Raw genomic sequence first — 19,043 nt, forward strand, 5'->3', positions numbered from 1 at the left:
CCGACCTCCCCCGCAAGCGGGAGAGGTGAAGCGAGGTCGCGGACAGGCCGATTCAACCAAGTGGCATCATGCGCTAACGGGGGGCCGAGCTCTCAGTCGACAACAGGCCCGTGAAGAGGGGACGCACGTAGAGCCGAACCGCGGTCTCCGAGGTGATGCCAGGCGCCCACCGCTCCAGCTCGGATGCTGCATTGACCATCGTCGAGACGAGCTGCGCGGCAATGGAGGCGTCGAGCAGGCGGACCTGGCCCTGCTCCATTCCTTCGACGATAAACCTGCCGAAACGTTCGGTGAGGCGGTTGAGCCCGGCCTGGGCATCCTTTCTCTGGCCGAGGGGTAGGGCGCCCCCAGGCGGTAATGCGCAGCAGGGGGCCCTGATCGGAAAGCTGAAAGCGGACCAGCTCGCGCGCGCTCGTGCAGAGGCGAGCCCAGCCGGAGGGGCTGCGCTCGATGGCGAGCGACTGCATCCTCCGGACCACGTCAAAGGTCCGCTCGAAACAGGCGATGATCAATTCGTCCTTGCTCGCGTAGTGATGATAGAACGATCCCTTGGTCAGGTTGAGGCTGCTCGCGATCCTTTCCAGCGATGCGCCGCGATAGCCCTGTTCGTTCACCATCATGGTGGCCGCGCGCAAAAACGCCTTCGGGACGACGTCCCGTGCGGTCGCAGCCCGCGGCCAGCCGAGCTCGGGCGCTCCGCCTTCCCGCCAGGATTTGGGGGACCGGGCCAGGCCGTCGATCAGGATCGCAGACATCCTTTCGGCCGCAGGGCGATAGTCGGACGGCTCATAGCGCGAGATCCACGCCCGCATCATGTTGACGAGCGACAGCAGGAGGTGGGTCCGGGCATTTCGCGACATGCGATCTTCCGCGGACTCGGTGGATGGAAGCAGCGAGCGCACGCTGCGGAACAGATCGTTGTAGGCGTCGAACACGCGACGCGCATGAGAGCCGGTCAATGCGCGGATATCGTTGAAGAACACCAGCTCGTCCCGCGCGCCGGTGGCGATTTCCGCCAGGAGATCGGCGTAGCCGCAGACGCAGCTGCGAATTCTGTCTTCCGGTCGGCTCTCCCGGGCCGCGTCGAGGACCACGTTCCTGGTTGTTTCTATCGCCGCGAGCAGGCATGCGGCCGCGAGGTCTTCCTTGCGGCGATAGTAGTAGGTGATGCTGTGGGTCAGCAGCCCGACATCCCCGGCGATCTCGGCCAAGGTCGCGCCCTTCAGGCCGTCGCGGTTGAACAGGCGCGCCGAGGTTCCGATGATCGCCTCGCGCCGCTTCAGGTATTTCTGCGTGTACGGAGCCGGATCGCTGCGCCGCGTCGACTTGCTGGGCGGCATTATGAAGCGGCCATGTCGTGGAGGTGGCAGGCGACGGCCCGGCCGGCACCGAGGTCGCGCAACGTCGGATCCTCGTGCCGACAGCGATCCATCGCAAGCGGACAGCGCGTGTGGAAGCGACAGCCGGACGGAGGATTCATCGCGCTCGGCACCTCGCCCGAGACCGGAACACGCTTGCGGGCGGCCTCGACGACGGGATCGGCGACCGGTACGGCCGCAAGCAGCGCCTGGGTGTAAGGATGGAGCGGCCTCCGATAGATCTCGTCCCGCGCCGCGATTTCGACGATCCGCCCGAGGTACATCACCGCGATGCGGTCACTGACGTGGCGGACCACGGCAAGGTCATGGGCGATGAACAGATAGGCTATTCCAAGCCGTTGCTGCAGCTCGACGAAGACGTTCACGACCTGCGCCTGGATCGAGACATCGAGCGCGGAGACCGGCTCATCGCAGATGATGAGCGCAGGCTCGAGGGCCAGCGCGCGCGCAATGCCGATCCGCTGTCGTTGGCCGCCGGAGAATTCGTGCGGGAAGCGGTCGGCCATGTCAGGCAGCAGGCCGACCGTCCGCATCAACTGGGCGATCCGTTGATCGAAGGCCTTCCTGTCACTGGCCAGGCCGTGAACCTCGAGCGGTTCGCCGATGATATCGCGAACCTTCATGCGCGGATTGAGCGATCCGAACGGATCCTGATAGACCATCTGCATGCGCCGGCGCAGCGGACGCAGACTGGACTTGTCAAAGTGGGTAATGTCCCGGCCTTCGAACTCGATGCGCCCCCCGGACGGCTCCAGCATCCGCAGGATCGCCAGGCCCGTCGTCGATTTTCCGCAGCCGCTCTCGCCGACAAGGCCAAGCGTTTCGCCGCGCTTCAACTGGAAGGAGACGCCGTCGACGGCCTTCACCGTCGCCACCTGCTTGCGGAACACCGCGCCCTTGTGCACGGGAAAGTGCACCTGCAGATCATCGACGCGGAGGAGGACATCGGCCTCAGACATGTGCAGGTGTCTCCAGCCAGCAGGCGGTTTGGTGTTGCGGTCCGATCTCGGCCAAAGCGGGCCGCTCACGATGGCAAAGCTCCGTGGCCTGCCTGCAGCGCGGCGCAAACGCGCACCCTGTTGGAAGCTTCGCGAGATTGGGCGGCTGTCCGTCGATCGGCACCAGACGCTTGCTGGTGTCGCCGTCGAGCCGCGGCACCGATGCCATCAGACCGCGCGTATAGGGGTGGCGGGGATTGGCGTAAAGCTCGCGCGCTGGCGCCTGTTCCACCACGCGCCCGGCATACATCACGACGACGCGGTCCGCATATCGCGCGACCACTCCGAGATCGTGCGTGATCAGGATCAGCGAGCAACGAGAACCTTGCGCGAGATCCTTCAACAGATCGAGGATCTGCGCCTGAACCGTTACGTCGAGCGCAGTCGTCGGTTCGTCCGCGATGATGAGCCGTGGCTCGCACGCCAGCGCCATCGCGATCATGGCGCGCTGGCGCATGCCACCCGAGAACTGGTGCGGATAGGCGCGCAGCCGCGATTCCGTATCCGACATCCGCACACGGCCGAGCAGTTGCTTCGCCGTGCCAAGCGCCGCATCCCAGGGCTTGCGCCGATGGACATTGATCGGCTCGGCAACCTGCAACCCCACCGTAAGCACCGGGTTAAGCGAGCTCATCGGCTCCTGGAAGATCATGGCAATGCGGTCGCCGCGTATCTCCATGATCTCGCGCTCGGAAAGCTTGGTGAGATCGGTGCCTTCGAAGAGGATCTCGCCGCTTTCGATCCGGCCCGGCGGCGAGGGAATCAGGCGGAGGATCGACAGCGCGGTCACGCTCTTGCCGGAGCCCGACTCGCCGACGATCGCCACCGTCTCTCCCACGCCGACATCGAACGAGACATCGTCGACGGCAGTCACCGCCCCCCGCCCGCGGCCGAACCGGGTCACGAGATTGCGCACGCTGAGGAGCGGTTTACCTGCCGTCGTCATTGCTGGGCTCTCTGCTCTAATAGCCAAGCTTCTTCTTCAAGTCCTGATCAATCCAGAGTCGAGCATGGATAGGGCCGGGTCGTTCGGAGCCGACACGCAGTTCGCCGCCATAGTTCTTCACCCACGGCCACCATGCCGTATAGAAGTAGCTGACCGGCAGCCAGATATACGGTGCCTTGTCCACGATCTCGCGCGTCAACCCCTTGATCATCTCCTGGCGCTTGGACTCGTCCCGCTCCAGGTAGACAGCATTCATCTTCTTGTCGAACTCGGGATCGGAGTACTGTGACGGATTCCAGGTCTGCTTGGTGACGAAGCTCTTGCGGATCGACGTCGTGGGATTGGTGTGGCCGTTGAGCATGAAATAGCCGGCGGCGTTGGTCTTGGTGGTCATGGCGGAGAGGAAGGCGCCGTATTCCATCGGCTGGATCTCCAGCTTGACGCCGACCTTCTCCAGATAGGCCGCAACCAGCGGCAGCAGATCCATGTGATCCGGCGAGCAGGAGCAGACCTGGACCTTGAACGAGAAGCCGTTGGGGTATCCGGCTTCCTTCAGCAAGGCCTTCGCCTTGTCCGGATTGTACGTGAAGAGCTCCTTCACGCTGTCGGGCATGCTTTCCAGCGGCTCGTAATAGCCGATGTAGTCCGGGTGCATGGGATAGGCGAACAATTCGGCATTGCCGTTATAGAAGGAAGTCACGATCTCCTTCTTGTTGACCGCCATGTTCAGCGCTCGCCGCACACGAATGTCATCGAACGGCTTGGTGTCGACGCGCATGGCGAGGAAGGTGCCGCCGGTGCCGAGCGAACGTGACCACTGCAATTGCGGTGCGCTCTTCTTCAATTCGTCGACGGCGCTCCACCTGATCGCTTCGAGAAGGTCGAGCTTGGCGGTACGGAGCGCGGTGAGGTAGGTGGCCTCGTCCTTGATGGTGCGATAGACGATCTTGTCGACGAATGGCAGCTTGTACTGCTGGCCGCCGATCTTTTCCTTGTCCCAGTAGACCGGATTCTTCGAAAACGTGACGGCGCTGCCCTGGACATAGTCGGTCAGCATGAACGGACCGGTGCCGTTGGCGTTCTTCCAGTTGCCGGCGCCGGCGTCGACCACCTCCTTCGGCACGATGCCGGAGTAGTAGCCCCAGCCGAAGCGGTAATCCCACTCGGCGTGATAGTTGTTGAAGGTAAAGACGACGGTGTGCGGGTCGGTCGCCTCGACCTTCTGCACATGGTCGAAATAGGTCGGGACTTTCTTCGGGCTCTTGTCCAGGCGGTAGTAGCTTTGCACGACGTCGTCGGCCACGAGCTCGCGCGAGGCCATCACGCCCGGCTTTTCCGGAAACATCACGCCCTTGCGGAGCTTGACCTCGACGCGGAGCGGATTTTCCTTCCACTCCCAGCTTTCCGCGAGTTCACCCCTGATGGCGTCGCTCGGCAGCCAGGCATCGGGCACGAAGCTGTATTTGCCGCCGTTGCGCTTTGCCTTGGAAAGATCGCCGGCAAAGAGCTGTTCATACATCAGCCCGGTGTCCTGCTGGAATTTCCAGGTCCAGTCGGCGGGATCCCACGACAGCGGCGACAGGGTCACGTAGACCATGCCGATGTTGAGCGTGCCGCCTACTTGCGGCTTTTCGTCCGCCAGGGCAGGTGCCTGCGACAGGCCAAGCGTGGTCGCGATTGCCAGGCTTCGCGCGAGCTTACCGAATCTTGTCTCCCGATCCATGTTTCACTCCCTCCTCTTTGTTTGTTCTTGTGTCGCCGCCGCGCTATCGCGATCCGCGCATACGCGGGTCGAGCAGATCGCGCAATGCATCGCCAAAGACGTTGGTGGCGTAAACCACGATGGTCAGGCAGAGGCCCGGCGCCAGCGCCAGCCATGGACCCTGGAACATGTAGGTTCGCCCGCTGCCCGACAGCAGTCCGCCCCAGGTCGGCGCCGGCGGCGGAACGCCAAGACCCAGGAACGACAGTCCGGACTCGACCAGGATCACGGCGCCGACGCGGGTCGTGAACAGCACGATGATGGGCGGCATGATGTTGGGCAGGATATGCCGCCAGAGGATGCGGCTGGTGGAGGCGCCGATCGACTGGCTGGCGTGCACATACATGTGCTCGCGCACGGAAACGACGGCGCCACGGATGATGCGCGAACCGGCGATGCCGAAGGCGAGGCTCAGGACGCCGATGATCTGCGGCATGCCCGGACCGACCACGGAGACGACGGCGATCAGGATCACCAGTTCGGGAAACGACATATAGGCATCGACGAACCGCTGCGTGACAAGATCGAAGCGGCCGCCGAGATAGCCCGTCAACGCGCCGATCAGCACCGAAATGACGGTGGCGAGAAACGCGGCCGAAAAGCCGATGATCACCGAAAGGCGGGCGCCATACAGACAGCGCGAGAACAAGTCCCGCCCGAGATTGTCGGTGCCGAACAGGTGCGCCCACGACGGCGGCTTCAGCCGCTGTATGGGGTTGATCTCGTTGAAGCCATAGGGCGCCAGCACATCCGCAAACACGCCGGCAAAGACGAAGATCAGAAAGAGGATTCCGGCCGCTGCGCCGAACGGCTTCTCTCGGAACAGGCGGCCCAGGAACTGCAGGGCCGGGTTGCGCCTGCTCTCCTGGGCGAGGGAGGGATTGGCCTGCTCGATCGTCGTCATCGGGTCCTCACGCGGGGATCGAGCAGGCCATAGCTGAGATCGACCATGAGGTTGATGAGCATCACCGCAAGTCCCACCGTCAGAAATACGCCGGTGATGATCGGGTAGTCGCGCTGATTCACCGCCTCAAGCAGGAGAAGTCCCATGCCGGGGATGACGAAGATCTGCTCGATGACGATGGCTCCGCCGATCAGCAGGGGGGCCTGGAGACCAACCAGCGTGATCACCGGAATGAGGGCGTTTCGCAACGCGTGGCGCATGATGACGAGCCCTTGATTGAGACCCTTGGCCCGCGCGGTGCGGATGTAGTCCTGGCGCAGGACCTCCAGCATCATGGTGCGCGTCATGCGCATCGTGACAGCCGACAGGCTCGCGCCAAGGACCATGGCCGGTATGATCATCTGCTTGAGGTTCTGGATCGGGTCGTCGCCGAACTTCACGTAGTTCACTTCGGGCGACCAGCCCCACCAGATCGATGGGAACACCATCACCATGGTGCCCATCCAGAAGCTCGGCACGGCCAGCAGGAGGATCGAAAAAGAGCGCGCCACGAAATCTCCCACGGTGTCCTGCCGGACGGCGGAGTAGACGCCGATCGGAAGCGCGATCACGAGACCCACCGCCAGCGCAATGACGCCGAGCTCAAAGGTGACAGGCAGGCGCTGCAGGACGAGCTCGAGGACGGGCGTCGATTGCCAGAGCGACCGGCCGAAATCGCCTTTCAAAATGCCGGCGATCCAGATCAGGTATTGTTCGGCCATCGGCTTGTCGAGACCGAGTGCATGAACGAGCTGTTCGCGGCTCAGTCTGTCGGCCGCCAGATCGTTCTGGCTCAGCATCATGTCGATCACATCGCCCGGAATCATCCGTACCGTGGCAAACACGATCAGACTTGCAAACAGGAGCGTTGGGATCAGCGCCAGCAGCCGGCGCACAATGTACCCGTACAAGGGCCTACCCGCTGACGGTAGCAGCCATCGAGCATGCCGGAAGTTCGAAACGAGCGTTCGTGGGCTTCACCTTGTAGTCCTCCCTCTTGCAATCGGTCTGTTGCCGATTTTTCGTGACGAGAAATTCGCCGCTCATCTTGCGTTGCAATGCGACAATTTCGGGCGTTTCCCTATTGTTGTTTGGATCGTAGCACCGGCGAGCGAGCTTGCAACAGCTTCGTAGATGAAGGCGACCGCTCCCAAGTTCATTGGCAGCTACCATACTCGCTTTTTGAAAATCGTGATGCGGCCCGTGGCCGCAGTGGCACATGATCCGTCACCCACGCGAGAGCCCGGCGGATGCGCCATTGGCGAGCGCGATGAGCGCGACCTCTCGCAGAGGTGGGACAGGTGCGTACTGAGACTTGAGCATCAGCCGATCAGGTTGAATCTTCACCTCTCCCGCTTGCGGGAGAGGTCGGCGCGAAGCGCCGGGTGAGGGCTCTCTCCACTCGGGGAGTCCCAATGCGGAGACACCCTCACCCCAACCCTCTCCCGCAAGCGGGAGAGGGAGCGCAGCCGCGGCTACTCCGCGGCTTCGGCGCCGCGTGGCTCGTCCTTCCGCTCGAGCGGCGACTGCAGCACGAGCATCGTCTGCGGCGGCCGGGCGATCTGGATGTTGAGCTCGTGGAAGCGCTTCTTCATGCGCCGGTAGAATTCGCGCTGCACCGGCCAGCGTCCGGAGTCCGTGCATTGGATCTGGCCGACGATGGTCGTCATGGTGGCATCGACCTTGTCGACGCCCCAGAGATCGAGGTCGCCGCGGATCATGTGCTGGAACGCCGGATCCTTGCGCAGGTCGGCGGCGATCTCCTTCAGCACGGCGCCGACTCGATCCGGATCTTCCTTGTAGTCCACGTTGACGCTGACCGAGGCATTACCGATGCCACGGTTGGTGTTGGTGACTGATGTCACCGAGCTGAAGGGTACGATGTGCACGGAGCCGTCACCGGCCCTGAGTCTGATGGTGCGGATCGAGAGATTCTCGACGACGCCGGACAGGCCCGACACCGTAACGGAGTCGCCGACCTGCATCGCGTTCTCGAGCAGCAGGAACAGCCCGGTGATGACGTCCTGCACCAGCTTCTGCGAGCCGAAGCCGATGGCGATACCGACGATGCCGGCGCCGGCGAGTAGCGGCGCGATGTTGACGCCGAGCTGGCTCAGCGCCGTCAGCGCGACGACGGTGAGGATGATCGACAGCAACGTCGTGCGCAGCATCGGCAGGAAGGTGCGCAGCCGCGCGGCGCGGGCATAGCGTCCCTCGCGCGAAAGCTGCAACAGATGCTGGTCGACCGCGGCGTTCACCGCTTCCCAGATCGCGAGCGCCACCACGCCGGCGATGGCGACGGTGATCAGGGCCGATAGCAGGCGTCCGCCGATATGGTCGCTGGAGAACCATTCCGCCGCATCCAGGCCCCAGACCTCGAGCAGCGCGATCACGGTGATGACACCGATCACGCCCGAGACGATGCTGCGCAACGCCGGGAAATACCGGTTGGCGCGTGCTTCGAGCCCCGGAAACTGGCGTGTGAATTCCGGGCTGATACGGAACACGCGGTCCAGCGCCGCCATCATCGCGATCGACGCCAGCCGCGCGATCAGGAGCACGGCGATGCTGGCGACGAAATAGCGGAACAGCAGCGCATAGCCGTTCTGCACCCGCAGCGCCCACACCGTCCATAGCGCCAGGTCGAGGACGATCGCGAGAATGTGCCAGACGTCGGCGAACCGGTTGCGCGCGACGACGAGCGGGCCGCGCGCGCCCTCCGGCGCCCGGATCCAGTCGGCGACGCTTCGGCGGCATTGCAGGATGATGACCACCACGAACAGGTGCACCACCAGCATCAACAGCCGCACCACGGCGTGATAGGCCGGCCGGTACAAGCCAAGCAGCAGCGCGATATTGGCAAAGGCGACGCCGAACACGGTGACGGCAACGATGCGCCGCCACCAGATGTCGAGATAGGCGGCGGCCTCATCGCGGATGATGAACAGGCTCGGCTGGCTGGAGGCCGGCGAGATCACCGCCGCGGTGACCGCGAGGATGCTGCGGTAGATCACGTAGGCATTGACCATCGCCAGGATGACGACGCGGGGCGTCGGCGCCCGGCCGATGTCGGTCGCAAGCAAAAGATTGCCGATCGCCGCGAAGCAGATCACGGGCAGCAGGTCCAGGAACAGCCGCGCCAATGCAAAGGGAAGCCGGATTGCGAGCTGCCAGGCATAGCTGAGTGTCGCGTGCCAGCGCCGGACCGGCTGCGTTTCCGTGGCTGCACTCGCATCCCGCGCGGTATCGGCATGCCGCGCGCGCGCCGGGATATAGCGGTCGATGGCGGCGAGCGGACGGCGGATGATGCGCCGGATGATCCATTCCGCCATGAAGGCGCAGGCGATGACGAGCACGAGCCGCCAGGCCGTGTCGAGCAGCATCTGCTGCATGTACGGATTGGTCGTGAGATTGACGCCCCAGCGCCAGATCATCGGGAAGTCGGACACTGTCCGCGCCGCGGTGGCGAGCTGATCCGACACGTCGCCGAACCAGTCCGAGACTTCGGCGAGAAGCTGCACGCCGAGATTGTCGGAGAATGCGGGCGACGAAGCCGAAGCCGCCGGCTGCGCCGGCCCGCCGGAGGGGGATGCTTTGGCGATGGTCTGCAGCGTCTGGATTAGCTGCGCCCGCTTCTGGTCGTCCTGCAGGATATCCAGCGTTGCTTGTGCCTGCGCCGCTGCTGTCGGCGGCGGGGGAGGCGGGGGCGACGTGTTCGGGATCATCATCTGCGATCGCGCAGGCGAAATCAGCAGCAGCAGATAGGTGAGCGCAATCGTGATGAATCGGAGATATTTGCTCGGCATGAAAACGCTGCGATCGTGAGGGGTGGCGGGAATCGCGTGTATTTAACGCCGGTACGGCCATAGTTTGGCATGCCTGTGACAGGCATCACCCTGCCGCCCAACGCATCAGCCGGAAAGACGTCCCAATACCCCTACGAAAATGCCGCCGTCGGAACCCCTGGCGCGTCAGGCTGTCCCGAGCGTGGTTCCGTAGACCACCCCTTTTTCCTTCAGCCAGCGCCGGTAGACCACGGAGGAGGCGTCCGCCCGGGTCGGGATTTCCGCGCGCGGTTCCAGCGGTAACAGCCGCGGGCGCTGGTTTTCCAGGATGATGCGGTCCTGCAGGAAGATCATCTGCTGGAACTGGACGAGGTCGGCGAGTGCGGAAGTGTCGTCGATCAGGAACATCACCGGATGGGCACGGCAATGATCAGGGTCGAGCGGCTGCACGAACAGGCAGATCACATCCCAGCGGTCGGCGGCATTCGGGCAGGTCTTGTAGAGCAGCGTCGCGAAGGGGGCGGCGACCCGGTACATATATTGGGTGACGATGCCGTCCTTGGCCGATAGCGCCGCCTGCGGCTGGAAGAATTCGCAGTCGGTGGCCCAGACCTCATCGACGTCGCGGCGGATCTCGGTCGTGTAATGCCGCACTTCCGTGTGCGGCTCGGCGCCGAGGATGTCGGTATGCACGAACGGAAAGTGCGCCATGTCCAAAAAGTTCTCGACGATGCGCAGGCCTGACGAACGCACCGAGACCGCGCCGCAGACCACATGCCGCCGGTCCGCCTCATCGGCTTCGGGAATCGGCAACACGTCGCGATCAGGTCTTCCCAGCGTGGTCCAGAGATAGCCGTAGCGTTCGCGCACCGGCAGCGGATCGTCGCGGTCTTCCGCCGAGACCACGATCGCGCCATCCGCGTCACGGAACGTGGTCAATTCGACGCCAAGCAGGCGATTGCGCCGAAGCGATGCCGGGATATCGCTGAGCGTATCCAGCACATACCACTGGTTCAGCGTGCCGGGGTCGATGGTCCCATTCATGGTGCAGCTCCGCTTCGTTGCGGTCGGCCTATTGCTGGTAGATTCGTTGCATGATCTTCGCGTGGTCCGCAAGCGACGCCTCGACATCGTGATGGACGAATTCGCCGCGGCGGATGATGTTGCGCCCGTTGATGAAGGAATAATCCACCTTGAACGGGCCGCACATGATCATGGCCGCCAGCGGATCGCGCTGGGTGCCGGAAAGCCCGAGCTGATTCAGTTTGATCGCGATGAAATCGGCGCTCATGCCGGGCGCGAGATAGCCGATATCGTCGCGGCCGAGCAGCTTGGCGCCGCCACGCGTCGCCATGTCCAGCGCCTCGCGCGCCGACAGCGCCCTCGGATTGCCACCGAATCCGCCGCGGCCGCCGGGCGCTTCGGAGAGATAACGGTGCGGCGCCACCCGCTGCAGCATCTGCGCCAGCCGCGCTTCGAGGAACAGGTTCGAGGTGTCGTTTGAGGCGGAGCCGTCGACGCCGAGCCCGCAGGTGACGCCGGCGTCGCGCATCTCGCGGATTTTTGCAATTCCCTGGCCGCAGCGCATATTGGCGGAGGGGCAATGCACCATGCCGGTACCGGTCTCGGCGAAGGTCTTGATCTCGGCGCTATCGAAGAAGATGGCGTGGGCGAACCAGACATCCGGGCCGAGCCAGTCGACGGAGCCGGCGAATTCCACCGGCCGCATGCCGTAGATGTCGCGGCAATAGACCTCTTCGTCGAGGTCTTCGGCGAGATGCGCGTGCAGGTGCACCGCCTCGTGGCTGCGCGCAAGCTGCGCGGCCTCCTTCATCAAGCCCGGTGTCACCGAAAAGGGCGAGCAGGGCGCGAGCACGATCCGGCTCATCGCGTGACGGCCGGGATCATGATACGTCTGGATCAGCCGTTCGGCGTCTTTGAGGATATCCTCTTCCGTCTCGACGCAATTGTCCGGCGGCAACCCGCCCTGGCTCTTGCCGCGGGACATCGCGCCGCGCGCGGCGTGGAAGCGCAGGCCCAGCTCCTGTGCCGCCTGGATCGTGCTGTCGAGCCGGACATTGTTGGGCTGGATATAGAGATGGTCGGAGCTGGTGGTGCATCCGGAGGCGATCAATTCCGCCATCGCGACGCGGGCGGAGACATAGATCGCCTCGTCGTCTAGCTTTGCCCAGATCGGATAGAGCGTGGTCAGCCAGACGAACAATTCGTCGTCCTGCACCATCACCCGCGTCAGGTTCTGGTACATGTGATGGTGCGTGTTGACCATGCCCGGCATCACCAGGTGGCCGGAAAGATCGAGCACGTCGTCGGCGGCAAGATGCGCCAGTTCCGCATCGGTGCCGACTGCCACGATGACATTGTCGCGGACGAACAGCGCGCCGCCTTTGATCTCGCGATTGGCATCGTCGAAGGTTGCGAGATGATCGATGTTCTTTACGAGCAGCGTGGACATGGGCTCACCGCAAGTCGCGATAATAGGGAATGCCGAGCGCGGCCGGCGCGGCCATCGCCTGGCGCATGCGGTGCCAGGCGACGACCGGAACGACGATGAAGGCGATGGTGCCGAGATAGGGCAGCATCGAGAGCACGGGCGCGGCGATCGGCCAGTTGCGCGCCTGTCCGACGAAACCGAGCGAGGTGATGACGCCGAACAGCAGCGCCGCGAGCACCGCATTCAGCGGGCGATAACCGGCGAAGATCACCAGCGCCACCGCGATCCAGCCGCGGCCGGCGACGACCCCTTCCGACCATGACGGCACGAAGGCGAGCGTGAGATAGGCGCCGGCGCCGGCGGCGAGCGCCGCGCCGGCGGTCACATACCAGAAGCGGATTCGCTGCACGGCGATCCCGGCAGCATCCGCCGCGGCAGGGTTCTCGCCGACGGCGCGCAGGTTGAGGCCATGCCGGGTGCGGAACATCAGGACATGCAGCATCACCGGCAGGATGATGTAGATCAGGTAGACCAGCACGTTCTGCGTGAACAGCACCTGGCCGATCAGCGGGATCGAGCTGAGATAGGGAATCTCTACGCCGGTGAACGTCGCCGGCGCCGGGATTCCGGAATAGGCCTTGCCGACGGTTGCGGCGAAGCCCGTGCCCATCAATGTCAATGCAAGTCCGCACAGCACCTGGTTGGCGCGCAGATAGACCGTGATCGCGGCAAACACCATGCCGACCACAAACCCAACCGCGAGCGCCAGCGCGAAACCGGCCGTCGGGCTCTTCGTCGTTACCACAGCGGCGATCCCGGTGATCGCGCCGAGCGCCATCAATCCTTCGACGCCGAGATTGACCACGCCGACACGCTCGGCCAGCACCTCGCCAAGCGCGGCCAGCGCCAGCACGCCGCCGGCGAGCAGCGACGTGTGCAGGATGCCTGCGATCAGGTCCATCTTCAGGCCTCGGCCGGTTTGCTGCTGACGATGCGGAAATGCGCGAGCTCGTCGCCAACGGCGGTGAAGAACAGGATCAATCCGGTGATGGCGAGCACGGTGGACGTATTGACGCCCTGGGTCTGCAGGATGATGCCGGAGTTGAGGATCACGGCCATCAGCGCCGCACCGGCGATCACGCCGATGCAGGAGCCGCGCGCCAACACCGCGACCATGATGCCGAGATAGCCGAAATTGTTGGAGATGCCGCCCTGCAGGCGATGCACGGTGCCGGCGACCTCGAGCATGCCGGCGATGCCTGCGATCGCGCCCGACAGCAGCATCACCACGATCAGGTGGCGGCGGAACGGCATGCCGGCATATTTCGCGGCCTGCGGGTTGGAGCCGGCGATCCTGACCTCATAACCCCAGCGCGTGAAGCTGAAGGCGGCCGCCGTGATCGCGGCCAGCAGAATCGCGATCGGAAAGCCCCAATGCACCATGCCGATGAATTCCGGCATATCGTGCTTCAGCCGCGCGGTGGTCCCGAGCGCATGCCCGCCGGGATCGAGCCACGGACCGGTCGCGACATAATAGACCATCAGCGTGGCGACGAAGTTGAGCAGCAGTGTCGTGATGAGCTCGCTGACATCGGCATAGGCGCGCGCCAGCGTCGGGATCAAAATCCAGATCAGGCCGCCGAGCGCGCCTGCGACAAACATCAGCGGCAGCATCACGATGGTGGGACCGGGGATGAACAGCGCCGCGCCGGTCGCGGCAAAGGCGCCGGCATAGAACTGTCCCTCCGCGCCGATATTCCAGGCGCCGATTCTAAGTGCGACAGCGACTGAAAGCCCGGTGAGGATCAGCGGCGTCACCAGCAGGCCGACGTCCTCGAGGCCGAAGCCGGAGCCGAATGTCGACTTCAGAACCTGCAGCGCCAGCTTCAGCGGCTGCGCGCCGCTGGCCGCGAGCAGGAGGCCGGCGGTGACGAGCGCCAGCAGGATCGCAATTGCGCGCGCCGCAAGCGCGATGGCAGGCGAGGCCGATGGCAGGCGTTGCAGGCGGATCGCCATCGTCAATGCACCATCGCGGCTGCGCGCACTGGTGTGGCCGCGCGCTGGCCGCCCATCATCAACCCGATCTGTTCGATATCGGCGCCCGCGGTATCGACAATGCCCATGATCTCGCCGTGGAACATCACCGCGATGCGGTCGGAGAGGTTGAGCAGTTCCTCGAGCTCTTCCGAGATCACGACGATGCCGACGCCGGCGTCGCGCAGCTCGACGAAATAGCGCATCATGGTGTTGATCGCGCCGACGTCGAGGCCGCGGCTCGGATAGGCGGCGACCAGAAGTCTCGTGGCGATCCGCATCTCGCGCCGCGCCACGAAGCGCTGCTGGTTGCCGCCGGAGAGATTGCGGATCGGCATCGAATAGCTCGGCACCATCACGGCAGCCGCTTCCGCGATTCTGCGCGCCAGCGCCGCCGCCGCGCGCGGCCGGTACCATGGCCCGAGCGAGACCGGCGGGCGGTCATATTCGCGGATCACCGCGTTGTCGGTGACGCTGAGCGCGGGCGCCAGTCCACTGCGCAGCCGGTCCTCCGGGATATGACCCACGCCGATGTCGGCAAAATCTCCGGCGCTTGCGCTGGAAACATCGCGTCCGCCCAGCACGATCTGTCCCGAGTTCGCCGCGCGCATTCCGGTCAGAAGCTCGCTCAACTCTTTCTGCCCATTGCCGGCGACGCCAGCGATGCCGAGAATCTCTCCGCCGGCGATATCGAGCGAAACCTTGTTCAGGACGATATGGCCGGTGCTGTCCCGTGTCGTCACCTCGCGTAGGCGGACGACAGGCTCATTGGATCTGGCGACCGCGTTCGGGCCTCGCGCACGCAGGTCGTCGAGCACGATCTCGTGCCCGACCATCAGTTTCGCCAGCATTGTCTCGCTGCAGGCGCTGGTCGGCTCGGTCGCTACCTTGCGGCCGCCGCGCAGCACGGTGATGCGGTCGGAGATCTCAAGCACCTCGTCCAGCTTGTGGCTGATGAAGATCACCGCGTTGCCGCGCGCGACGAATTCCTTCAGCGCCTTGAACAATTCGCGCGCCTCCGACGGCGTCAGCACCGCGGTCGGCTCGTCCAAAATCAGTACGCGCGCCTTGCGCGCGAGCACGCGCAGGATCTCGACCCGCTGCTGCTCGCCGGTCGAGAGTTCGTCGACCCGTGCGCTTGGGTAGACCGCGAGATTGAGCGAGGCGGAAAGCTGCGCGGTGCGCGCTTCCAGTTCCTGCGGGCTGATCGTGCGCGGCGTTTCCGACCAGCCGAGATGGATGTTCTCGGCGACGGTAAAGGCGCGCACCAGCTTGAAATGCTGGTGCACCATGCCGATGCCGGCCGCGATCGCCTCCACCGGCGAGGCAAAGCTTTTCAGGTAGCCGTCGATGATGATCTCGCCGGCATCGGGCTGGTAGATGCCGGTCAGGATGTTCATCAAGGTGGATTTCCCGGCGCCGTTCTCGCCCAGGAGTGCGTGGATCTCGCCGGGCCATACTTCGAGATCCACGTCCTGATTGGCAACGACGCCGGGAAAATACTTGGCGATGCCCCGAAGCTGCACCAGTGGCGGCGTGCCGGGAGGACGCGCGGTGACATCAGGCATCGCCATCACGACAGCGCTTCAGAGCCCGGAGATGCCGGCGATCGGCCAATCCCAGTTGTAGAGCTCGGTCTCGCTCATGCGCTTGCCACTGGCGACCTTCACATTGCCCTTGGCGTCCTTGATCTCGCCGACGAACGGCGACCAGCCACCGAGGATCTTTTCGCGCACGGCGTCGGCTTGCTTGCGCACATCCTCGGGCACGCTCTCGCCCCAGGCGTCGCGGTCGATGCCGGCGCCCATCGGCAGGATGGTGGTGGAGGGTGTCCAGGTTCCTTCGAGCCGCTTCTTCACCTCGCCGACATAGTATTGCTTGAAGTCGACGATGATCGAGCTGATGTAGGCTTTCGGCCCGTAGCGGCGGATATCGGTATTCCACATCACCGCCTTGGCGCCGCGCTTCTCGGCGACCTGCAGATAGCCTGCCTCGTCCATGATGCCGAACAGCAGGTCGCAGCCATTGTCGAGCAGCGCCGTGCCGGCTTGCGTCGCGGCCTGCGGATCGAACCAGGAATTGATGGTGATGACCTGCATGGTCGCGTTCGGATTGACCGAGCGCGCACCCATCAGGAACGCGTTGGTGCCGGAGAACACCGACGGTACCGGGAAGGATGCGACATAGCCGAGCTTGCCGCTCTTGCTCATCAACCCGGCGGCGACGCCGGTGACATAGGTCGGGTACCAGTGCGCGACATAATAGGTGCCGAGATTGTCGAGCGGGTTGCGGCCGTCGCATTCGAAGAACGCGATCCTCGGCGAGCGTTTTGCGACGTCGTAGAGGAAGTCGCCATAGTTCGAGGTGGCGAACACCATGCAGGCGTTTTCCGAGACGAACTGACGGAACGTGCGCGTCGCATCAGCCGAGTAGGGGATGCTTTCCACGAACACGGTCTTGAGCTGCGGGAACGCCGCCTTCACGGCCTTCATGCCCTGGTCGTGACTCCAGGTCCAGCCTTCGTCCGTCACCGGTCCGGTATGGCCGAAGGCGATGACCGCGTCCTTCTCGGCGACCGCCGGCAGCGGTGCCGCGGCGTGCGCGGAGCGGATCAGGCCCGGCGGCAGCAGGAGCGAGGAACCGGCGGCGGCGCCGAAATTCAGGAAGCGCCGGCGGGACAGATGGCGGAGGTCTGACATGGTTGAGCTAAGCCTCGTGTTGGAGCCCGTGTTCTCTTGCGGATGGTTGCCGTGGCCAAAACCAGCCGGAACTTCCGGGCAAAGCCGATCGCCGACATCGCGTGTCGGCGCTCAGCCGCCGAAGGATTTCCGTAGCAAGGTCCATGCCGCAGCCCGCGCATCGGCGGCATCACCGGCCCATCCCGCACGCTTGCGCATCCTCAGCCTGTCCGTCGCTGCTTGTTTCGCATAGGCGCTTTTTTTCGATTGCGGTGATCGATCCTGCGCAACATCGTTCGGCAACGATGCCTTAAAAAACAAGCAGATCGCTGCTTCTCTGCTCAAACGATATGCATGGGCAATCTTTCCGCTTGCCCTGATCGCGGCACCCTCGAATAAATCGAAGCGCAGGGATAAGAGCGCATGCAGGGAGCAACCGTCATCGTCTTCACCGGACAGTTTCGTGTCGAGAGTTTCGTCGAGTTCGTCAACCACCGCGCGCGGCGCTTGCAGCTCGATGTAATGGTGGAGACGGCGACATCAGAGCGGATCGAGGTGGCAGTCTCGGGACAGCCGGCGCTGGTCGACGCGTTCGAGATGGCGTGCAGCCTCGGGCCGATTGATTGCCTGGTGCGGGACGTCGGGCGGAAAAATGCATCGGCGTAAGTCTTGCACCGCGTTCGCGGGGTCGTGATGGAGATAGGTTGATGGGAACAGGCTGGTATCCGGTCGCGCTGGCGGAGGGGCTGGAGCGCGGCACGTCCACCGGCACGCGGCTGCTCGGCCGCGAGCTCGTGGTCTGGCGCGACAGCGCTGATACCTCGCATGTCTGGGAAGACCGCTGCCCGCATCGCGGCATGCGCCTAAGTTTCGGTTTTGTGCGCGACAACCATATCGCCTGCCTCTACCACGGCTGGCAGTACGACATCTCGGCGCAATGCCGTTACATTCCGGCGCATCCAGATCTTGCCGTCCCCGGCACGATCCGGGTTGCGACCTATCCTTCGATCGAGCGGCTCGGCATCGTCTGGGCCTGGAACGAGCTCGACAGCTCCGCGCCGGAGGAAATCGCGTTTGCTGAGCGCGGCCCGGTGACGCCGGTGCGCAGCCTCTATGTCGATGCTTCCGCAGCCAAGGTCTTCGACGCGCTTGTTCTTGCAGAATGCCCGCTGCTGAAGAATACTGGCGGCGCGACGCAGCGGTCACGCACGGATGCGCTGGTGTCGCTCAAGAACGGCGGCGACGAGATCCTCGTCGCGGTGCAGCCGCTGTCCGACGTGGAAACCGCGCTGCATATCGTCATCGCGGGATCACCCGACGTCTATCGCGGCGACAGCCAGAAGTGCGTCTCCGCCTGGGGCGAGGCTCTGCGGCGTGAAGTCGAAGGAACGCCACGACACGCCGGCGAACTGCGCTACGGGGTGGCGCCGTGAGCGAGATTACCCTCTACGATTTCGAGCTCGACGAGAATTGCTACAAGGTGCGGCTGCTGCTGTCCGTGCTCGGACTGTCGTACCGCAAGGTCGCGGTCAACATGGTGCCGGGCCGCGAACATCTCGCACCCGTCCTGATGGCGCTCAATCCGCGCGGCGGCCTGCCGATCCTCACCGATGGCAAAATCGCGCTGAGCGAAGCGGAAGCGATCATGACCTATCTCGCGCGCGCCTATGACGCCGGCAACACGTGGCTGCCCGCGGAGCCGAAGCCGCACGGCGCGATCGCAATGTGGCTGCAATTTGCGATCCGCGATCTCCACGCCGCCTTCCTCGCGCGCCGGCTGGCGATGTTCGACGAACCGGGCGACGAGGTGGCCTTGGGCGTTGCCGCGCGGCGCGCCTTCCGCCTGATGGAGGATCACATGACGGCACGCGAATTTGATCGCGCCGCCTGGTTCGTCGGCGACAAGCCGTCGCTCGCCGATCTCGCGCTGTTCCCGGCCATCGCGCTGAGCCGCGATTTCGGTGTCGAACATGAGGCTTATCCGGCACTGCGGCGCTGGATGCGACGCGTGCGGACGATTCCGGGGTTCGTGACCATGCCGGGCATTCCCGACTATTATTGACGCC

General features: G+C 64.3%; 16 protein-coding genes. 3 read left to right on the forward strand and 13 right to left on the reverse strand.

The annotated features are described in order from the left end of the window. Positions 1–92: 92 nt before the first annotated feature. The 13 genes from ACVJGD_RS35840 to ACVJGD_RS35900 all read right to left on the reverse strand — a co-directional run bounded on the left by ACVJGD_RS35840 (position 93) and on the right by ACVJGD_RS35900 (position 16,998). Positions 93–1,340: a TetR/AcrR family transcriptional regulator gene (locus tag ACVJGD_RS35840; RefSeq protein WP_456638619.1), complete on the reverse strand. Its 1,248-nt coding sequence runs from the start codon at positions 1,338–1,340 to the stop codon at positions 93–95. After that, entirely contained in the window at positions 1,340–2,338 is a 999-nt protein-coding gene (locus tag ACVJGD_RS35845) for an ABC transporter ATP-binding protein (RefSeq protein WP_456638620.1), read from the reverse strand. Before ACVJGD_RS35845 ends, ACVJGD_RS35840 begins: the two co-directional genes overlap by 1 nt. Further along, positions 2,331–3,323, reverse strand: coding sequence for an ABC transporter ATP-binding protein (locus ACVJGD_RS35850; protein WP_456638621.1), 993 nt, complete (start codon positions 3,321–3,323; stop codon positions 2,331–2,333). The genes ACVJGD_RS35845 and ACVJGD_RS35850 overlap by 8 nt, the downstream gene beginning before the upstream one ends. 16 nt (positions 3,324–3,339) lie before the next feature. Beyond that, the gene (locus ACVJGD_RS35855; protein WP_456638622.1) at positions 3,340–5,046 is read right to left on the reverse strand and encodes an ABC transporter substrate-binding protein; all 1,707 of its coding nucleotides are present in this window, start codon (positions 5,044–5,046) and stop codon (positions 3,340–3,342) included. A 43-nt stretch (positions 5,047–5,089) separates the two neighbouring features. Further along, positions 5,090–5,989, reverse strand: coding sequence for an ABC transporter permease (locus ACVJGD_RS35860; RefSeq protein ID WP_456638623.1), 900 nt, complete (start codon positions 5,987–5,989; stop codon positions 5,090–5,092). After that, the gene (locus ACVJGD_RS35865; protein ID WP_456638624.1) at positions 5,986–6,939 is read right to left on the reverse strand and encodes an ABC transporter permease; all 954 of its coding nucleotides are present in this window, start codon (positions 6,937–6,939) and stop codon (positions 5,986–5,988) included. The genes ACVJGD_RS35860 and ACVJGD_RS35865 overlap by 4 nt, the downstream gene beginning before the upstream one ends. Positions 6,940–7,503: 564 nt before the next feature. Further along, positions 7,504–9,834 carry a mechanosensitive ion channel domain-containing protein gene (locus ACVJGD_RS35870; protein WP_456638625.1) on the reverse strand — a complete coding sequence of 777 codons (2,331 nt, stop codon included), beginning with the start codon at positions 9,832–9,834 and terminating at the stop codon, positions 7,504–7,506. Between the two features lie 165 nt (positions 9,835–9,999). Further along, a complete protein-coding gene (locus tag ACVJGD_RS35875; RefSeq protein ID WP_456638626.1) occupies positions 10,000–10,857 on the reverse strand; it encodes an aromatic ring-hydroxylating dioxygenase subunit alpha in 858 nt (285 codons plus the stop codon). A gap of 28 nt (positions 10,858–10,885) precedes the next feature. After that, the gene (locus tag ACVJGD_RS35880) at positions 10,886–12,286 is read right to left on the reverse strand and encodes an 8-oxoguanine deaminase (RefSeq protein ID WP_456638627.1); all 1,401 of its coding nucleotides are present in this window, start codon (positions 12,284–12,286) and stop codon (positions 10,886–10,888) included. Positions 12,287–12,290: 4 nt separating this feature from the next. After that, positions 12,291–13,226: an ABC transporter permease gene (locus ACVJGD_RS35885; RefSeq protein ID WP_456638628.1), complete on the reverse strand. Its 936-nt coding sequence runs from the start codon at positions 13,224–13,226 to the stop codon at positions 12,291–12,293. A 2-nt stretch (positions 13,227–13,228) separates the two neighbouring features. Next, positions 13,229–14,281: an ABC transporter permease gene (locus ACVJGD_RS35890; RefSeq protein WP_456638629.1), complete on the reverse strand. Its 1,053-nt coding sequence runs from the start codon at positions 14,279–14,281 to the stop codon at positions 13,229–13,231. A gap of 2 nt (positions 14,282–14,283) precedes the next feature. Then, entirely contained in the window at positions 14,284–15,867 is a 1,584-nt protein-coding gene (locus tag ACVJGD_RS35895) for an ABC transporter ATP-binding protein (RefSeq protein ID WP_456638630.1), read from the reverse strand. A gap of 18 nt (positions 15,868–15,885) precedes the next feature. Beyond that, entirely contained in the window at positions 15,886–16,998 is a 1,113-nt protein-coding gene (locus ACVJGD_RS35900; protein ID WP_456638631.1) for a BMP family ABC transporter substrate-binding protein, read from the reverse strand. 402 nt (positions 16,999–17,400) lie between these two features. Here ACVJGD_RS35900 and ACVJGD_RS35905 point away from each other — a divergent pair, with 402 nt between their 5' ends. Genes ACVJGD_RS35905 through ACVJGD_RS35915 form a run of 3 tightly spaced genes read left to right on the forward strand, consistent with a single transcriptional unit; the run spans position 17,401 to position 19,039 of the window. Continuing rightward, positions 17,401–17,643, forward strand: coding sequence for a hypothetical protein (locus tag ACVJGD_RS35905; RefSeq protein ID WP_456638632.1), 243 nt, complete (start codon positions 17,401–17,403; stop codon positions 17,641–17,643). Between the two features lie 41 nt (positions 17,644–17,684). Beyond that, positions 17,685–18,410: a Rieske 2Fe-2S domain-containing protein gene (locus ACVJGD_RS35910; protein ID WP_456638633.1), complete on the forward strand. Its 726-nt coding sequence runs from the start codon at positions 17,685–17,687 to the stop codon at positions 18,408–18,410. Continuing rightward, positions 18,407–19,039 (forward strand): glutathione S-transferase family protein, encoded by a 633-nt coding sequence (locus tag ACVJGD_RS35915; protein ID WP_456638634.1) that lies wholly within the window; start codon positions 18,407–18,409, stop codon positions 19,037–19,039. Before ACVJGD_RS35910 ends, ACVJGD_RS35915 begins: the two co-directional genes overlap by 4 nt. Positions 19,040–19,043: the final 4 nt, after the last annotated feature.

It is taken from the genome of Bradyrhizobium sp. USDA 10063 (genome assembly GCF_054063735.1).